The organism is Pararcticibacter amylolyticus (genome assembly GCF_003130405.1).
In the GTDB taxonomy this organism is placed as follows: Bacteria; Bacteroidota; Bacteroidia; order Sphingobacteriales; family Sphingobacteriaceae; genus Arcticibacter; species Arcticibacter amylolyticus.
The window spans coordinates 375,833-380,371 of sequence record NZ_QEAS01000003.1; the positions used below are offsets into that span (position 1 = coordinate 375,833).

Annotated in this window: 3 protein-coding genes; 2 read left to right on the top strand and 1 reads right to left on the bottom strand. The window is 47.2% G+C overall.

The features are described 5' to 3' along the window. The first annotated feature begins 67 nt into the window (after positions 1-67). Positions 68-913: a transketolase gene (locus DDR33_RS05855; protein ID WP_109414814.1), complete on the top strand. Its 846-nt coding sequence runs from the start codon at positions 68-70 to the stop codon at positions 911-913. A gap of 146 nt (positions 914-1,059) precedes the next feature. Beyond that, entirely contained in the window at positions 1,060-2,016 is a 957-nt protein-coding gene (locus DDR33_RS05860; RefSeq protein WP_109414815.1) for a transketolase family protein, read from the top strand. 57 nt (positions 2,017-2,073) lie between these two features. Here the strand turns inward: DDR33_RS05860 and ispG are convergent, their stop codons facing one another. Further along, on the bottom strand, positions 2,074-4,083 hold the full coding sequence (gene ispG, locus DDR33_RS05865) for a (E)-4-hydroxy-3-methylbut-2-enyl-diphosphate synthase (protein WP_109414816.1): 2,010 nt from the start codon (positions 4,081-4,083) through the stop codon (positions 2,074-2,076). Between the last annotated feature and the right edge of the window lie 456 nt (positions 4,084-4,539).

A 4,539-nucleotide genomic window follows, 5' to 3' on the forward strand; every position in this document is an offset into this window, starting at 1 on the left:
TTAACCGTCATTTTTACACTTTTCCTTTTCAACTTAAATTCCTATTTTAGTCGCTTTCCAATTAAAGATGAAAGCAGACATAGAAAAATTAAACGACATTGCCACCCAGGTTCGCCGTGACATCGTCAGAATGGTCCACCAATGCCAGTCGGGCCATCCCGGAGGTTCGCTCGGATGTACTGACTATTTCGTTGCTTTATACTTTCATGTATTGAAGCACAACGTGAATTTCAACATGGACGGAGCTGGTGAAGACTTGTTCTTCCTTTCAAACGGACATATTTCACCGGTATGGTATAGTACACTGGCTCGGGCAGGGTACTTCGAAACAGCAGAACTTGGAACATTCCGTAAGATCAATTCGAGGATGCAGGGCCACCCTACTACTCATGAACATCTTCCGGGAATCCGTATTGCGTCAGGATCTCTTGGCCAGGGCATGTCGGTTGCTATTGGTGCTGCGCTGACAAAAAAACTGAATAATGACAATTCGCTGGTTTTTTCACTTCACGGAGACGGAGAACTACAGGAAGGCCAGATCTGGGAGGCTGCTATGTTTGCCCCTCACAATAAAGTTGATAACCTGATTTCTACCATCGACTACAATGGCCAGCAAATTGACGGTCCTACCGACAAAGTCCTTTCTCTCGGCAATCTCAGAGCAAAATGGGAAGCTTTCGGATGGGATGTACTGGAAATGCAGGGCAATGATATGGAAGATGTGATCAGGGTACTGGAGCTTGCGAAATCAAGAGCATTTAAAGGCAAACCAATCATGATCCTGATGCATACTGCTATGGGATATGGTGTCGACTTCATGATGGGATCTCATAAATGGCACGGAGTAGCTCCGAACGACGAGCAGTTAGCCGCCGCCCTTGCGCAATTAAACAGTTCTTTGCAGGATTATTAACCGTTTCGGGCAGAAGAAAGCCGGAAGCGCTCCGGCCGGACTCTTCGCCGTTAAAACAAAAACTCAGTTAAAAGCACGTTAGGCTAACATTCACAAAGATGATGTAACTTATCGCAGCTTCATTGAGATTAAGAAAGATTATTCACATGAAAAAATACACTTTTACAGAGAAAAAAGATACGCGTTCCGGATTCGGAGCCGGCCTTCTCGAGGCAGGTAAAAGAAACGGTAATGTTGTCGCCCTTTGTGCCGACCTGGTAGGGTCTCTCAAAATGGAAGCATTCATCAAAGAATTTCCAGAACGCTTCTTCCAGATTGGAATTGCAGAGGCCAACATGATGGGAATAGCAGCTGGAATGACTATTGGTGGGAAGATCCCCTTCACCGGCACTTTTGCCAACTTCTCAACCGGCCGCGTTTACGATCAGATCCGTCAGTCTATTGCTTATTCAGGCAAAAACGTAAAGATCTGTGCCTCGCACGCTGGCTTAACACTTGGTGAAGACGGCGCTACTCATCAGATCCTGGAAGACATCGGGCTGATGAAAATGCTTCCGGGCATGACGGTGATCAATACCTGTGATTACAATCAGACCATGGCCGCAACTATCGCTATTGCAGAATATGAAGGTCCCGTGTACCTCCGTTTTGGCCGTCCGGTGATCCCGATATTTACAGCTCCCGATCAAAAGTTCGAAATCGGAAAGGCATGGATGGTGAATGAGGGTAGCGATGTCAGTATCTTTGCTACCGGCCACCTGGTATGGGAAGCAATTCTTGCGGGAGAACAACTTGCTGAGATGGGAATAGATGCGGAGATCATTAATATCCACACGATCAAACCACTTGATGAAGAAGCAGTATTGAAGTCAGTGGCTAAAACAGGATGTGTGGTAACTGCCGAAGAGCACAACAGGCTTGGCGGACTCGGAGACAGCATTGCACAGCTGCTTGCAAAAAATAACCCGACACCTCAGGAATATATCGCAGTAGACGATTCATTCGGAGAAAGCGGCAAACCTGCTGATCTGATGAGCAAATACGGCCTTGATGCTGCCCACATAGTTGAAGCTGTGAAAAAGGTCATGGCAAGAAAGAAATAAAGTTACTTTAGAAAAATGATGAGAGGGATTATCCGGGACAACCAGATAATCCCTTTTTTATTGCTGAGGTTCTACCTCAATCCAGTTGCCGTCTTCCCTGATAATTTCAATAAGCTCGTCGAGGGCATTTTCCGTGTTGACACTTTTCTTCACCACCTCCTTTCCGCGGTAAAGAGTGATCTTACCAGGGCCAGTGCCGACATATCCATAATCCGCGTCAGCCATTTCGCCCGGGCCGTTAACAATACAGCCCATGATCCCGATCTTTACCCCTTTCAGATGACTGGTCCTGCTTCTGATCATTTGAGTGGTCTCCTGCAAATCAAAAAGAGTCCGTCCGCAACTTGGACAGGATATATATTCAGTTTTTGAAATCCGCGAGCGTGTTGCCTGAAGAATTCCAAATGCCGTACTGACAATTGTTTTTGCAGGTATATGCGATGCGTTCAGCCATATACCATCCCCGAAACCATCTACCAGGAGGGCCCCGGTATCCGTGGCGGCGTACAACTGAAAATCCGATTCTGCCTTTGCCGGATCCATCAAAGATCCCTCCCCCTCAGAGCTTGTATAAGACCTCTTTAAGATAACAGGAGTGCTGATTCCGAGTTCTGCCAGTGCAAAAAAGAACTGGCGCTGATCCGCCATCCCATGTTCCCTATCCGTCTCAAGGACAAAAACGAGCGTATCATCGATGTTCAGTTTTGCAACTAAGCCCGATTTCAAGTCATCATAGCTGACCTTTACCAGGTTTAAGGCCATATCCCTCTCCCCTGCTTCCAGGTATTCGTTCAGTCCGAACAGAGGATGACAGTTCTTCTTTTTAGCAAGTTTCAGCCAGGTAGTATAATCATACAATTGCTTGAGATTGCCGGGCATCACAAAAGAAGGAAGCTGATCTGCCAGATAGACAAAATCGACAGACTGCTCTCCCATGTTATACTTGTCGAGCAAGGGCGAATAATGATAGCCACCGGCAGCGAGGACAGCAGGATCACGAAGGTTCTCCCTGCTAATATCGAGAACTACACGCGGTACCTGGTGGCCCCCGATAAAGGTATTTAATTCGCTGGATGGTCTTTTTTGATATTCATAAGGAGAAAAGCCTGAAGGTAGTCCAACCGGAGTGAAAGGGTAATCAGTACCGGCAGACTGCCGTTTGATATAGCGGTCAGCCAGGGCAATTGCCACGGGCGCTTCAAATTCAGGATCTTCCGTCAGCGAAACACGAATAGTATCTCCCAGCCCGTCCTCCAGCAAGGTTCCAATTCCTACAGCTGATTTTATCCGTCCGTCCTCGCCATCCCCGGCTTCAGTTACACCGAGATGAAGCGGGTAATTCATTCCCTCCTTCTGCATAGTCTCTACGAGGAGCCTGTAAGCCTGAACCATCACCTGGGGATTACTTGCCTTCATGGATATAACCAGGTTATAATAATTAAGGCTTTCGCACATTCTGATAAATTCCATGGCCGACTCTACCATGCCCCGTGGCGTATCCCCGTAATAGCTCATGATCCGATCGGATAAAGATCCGTGGTTGGTACCGATACGCATAGCTGTTCCGTATTCCTTGCAAACCTTTACCAGCGGAGCAAATTTCTGATAGATCCGTTCAAGTTCTGCTTCGTATTCGGCAGGAGTATATTCCAGTTGGTCAAACCTCTTTTTATCAGCATAATTCCCGGGATTGATCCTGACTTTCTCCACTATGCGGGCGGCAGCTTCTGCCGCATTAGGAGTAAAATGGATGTCGGCAATAAGGGGAACATCGTAGCCCCTGTACTTCAGCTCCTTTTTTATGTCAGCCAGATTCCTGGCTTCCTTAATGCTGGGCGCTGTAATCCTGACATACTCACATCCGGCTTCCACCATCCGGATGGTCTGTTCAACCGTTGCCTTAGTGTCCATCGTATCTGTGGTCGTCATACTCTGGATCCTGACAGGATTGGTTCCTCCAAGAGCGATATGCCCGATGGAAACTTCCCGGGTAAGAAAACGGGAGTATTCAGTAAGGGAATTACAATATTTTCCCGGCAGCACAGTATTCGATTCAGCAGTATTCATAAGGATCTATAAAACATACAAAATTACGGATTATTGTTGGAATCCCCCGGCAGGATGGACGAATCCAGGATAGATACGCTTAAAAATAACCGGAAACCGGTGTAACGCAGGTATAGGCATTTACCACACCTATGATACCCAGCCAGGCTGAATCTGCACATTCCCCATCCAGGCTTAGCTCATCCCCTGATCACTTCCTGATTGCATTATGAATGTTCCCGCTCATCTCCCTCTTATGTACCGCATAGAACCCGCCTTTCTTACGAAAAAGGCGGGTTCTGTACGGGTCTTAGCCTGTAAATACATGGCTTTATTTAGAATTAATCTAAATAACAACCAGCACTTGATCCCTGTCCTGTAATATCCCAACTTTACTCTCAAAGCCGGCAGCACCGGCGCCCCTGACCCTCCAGGAACCTCCTTCAGAGAATATGATCCTCCCGGGCCTCCGACGCT

What these genes read in the sequence shown, in the direction of transcription:
- DDR33_RS05855 (WP_109414814.1), top strand. Translation starts at nt 68, where the DNA reads ATGAAAGCAGACATAGAAAAATTAAACGACATTGCCACCCAGGTTCGC.
- DDR33_RS05860 (WP_109414815.1), top strand. Translation starts at nt 1,060, where the DNA reads ATGAAAAAATACACTTTTACAGAGAAAAAAGATACGCGTTCCGGATTC.
- ispG (WP_109414816.1), bottom strand. Translation starts at nt 4,083, where the DNA reads ATGAATACTGCTGAATCGAATACTGTGCTGCCGGGAAAATATTGTAAT.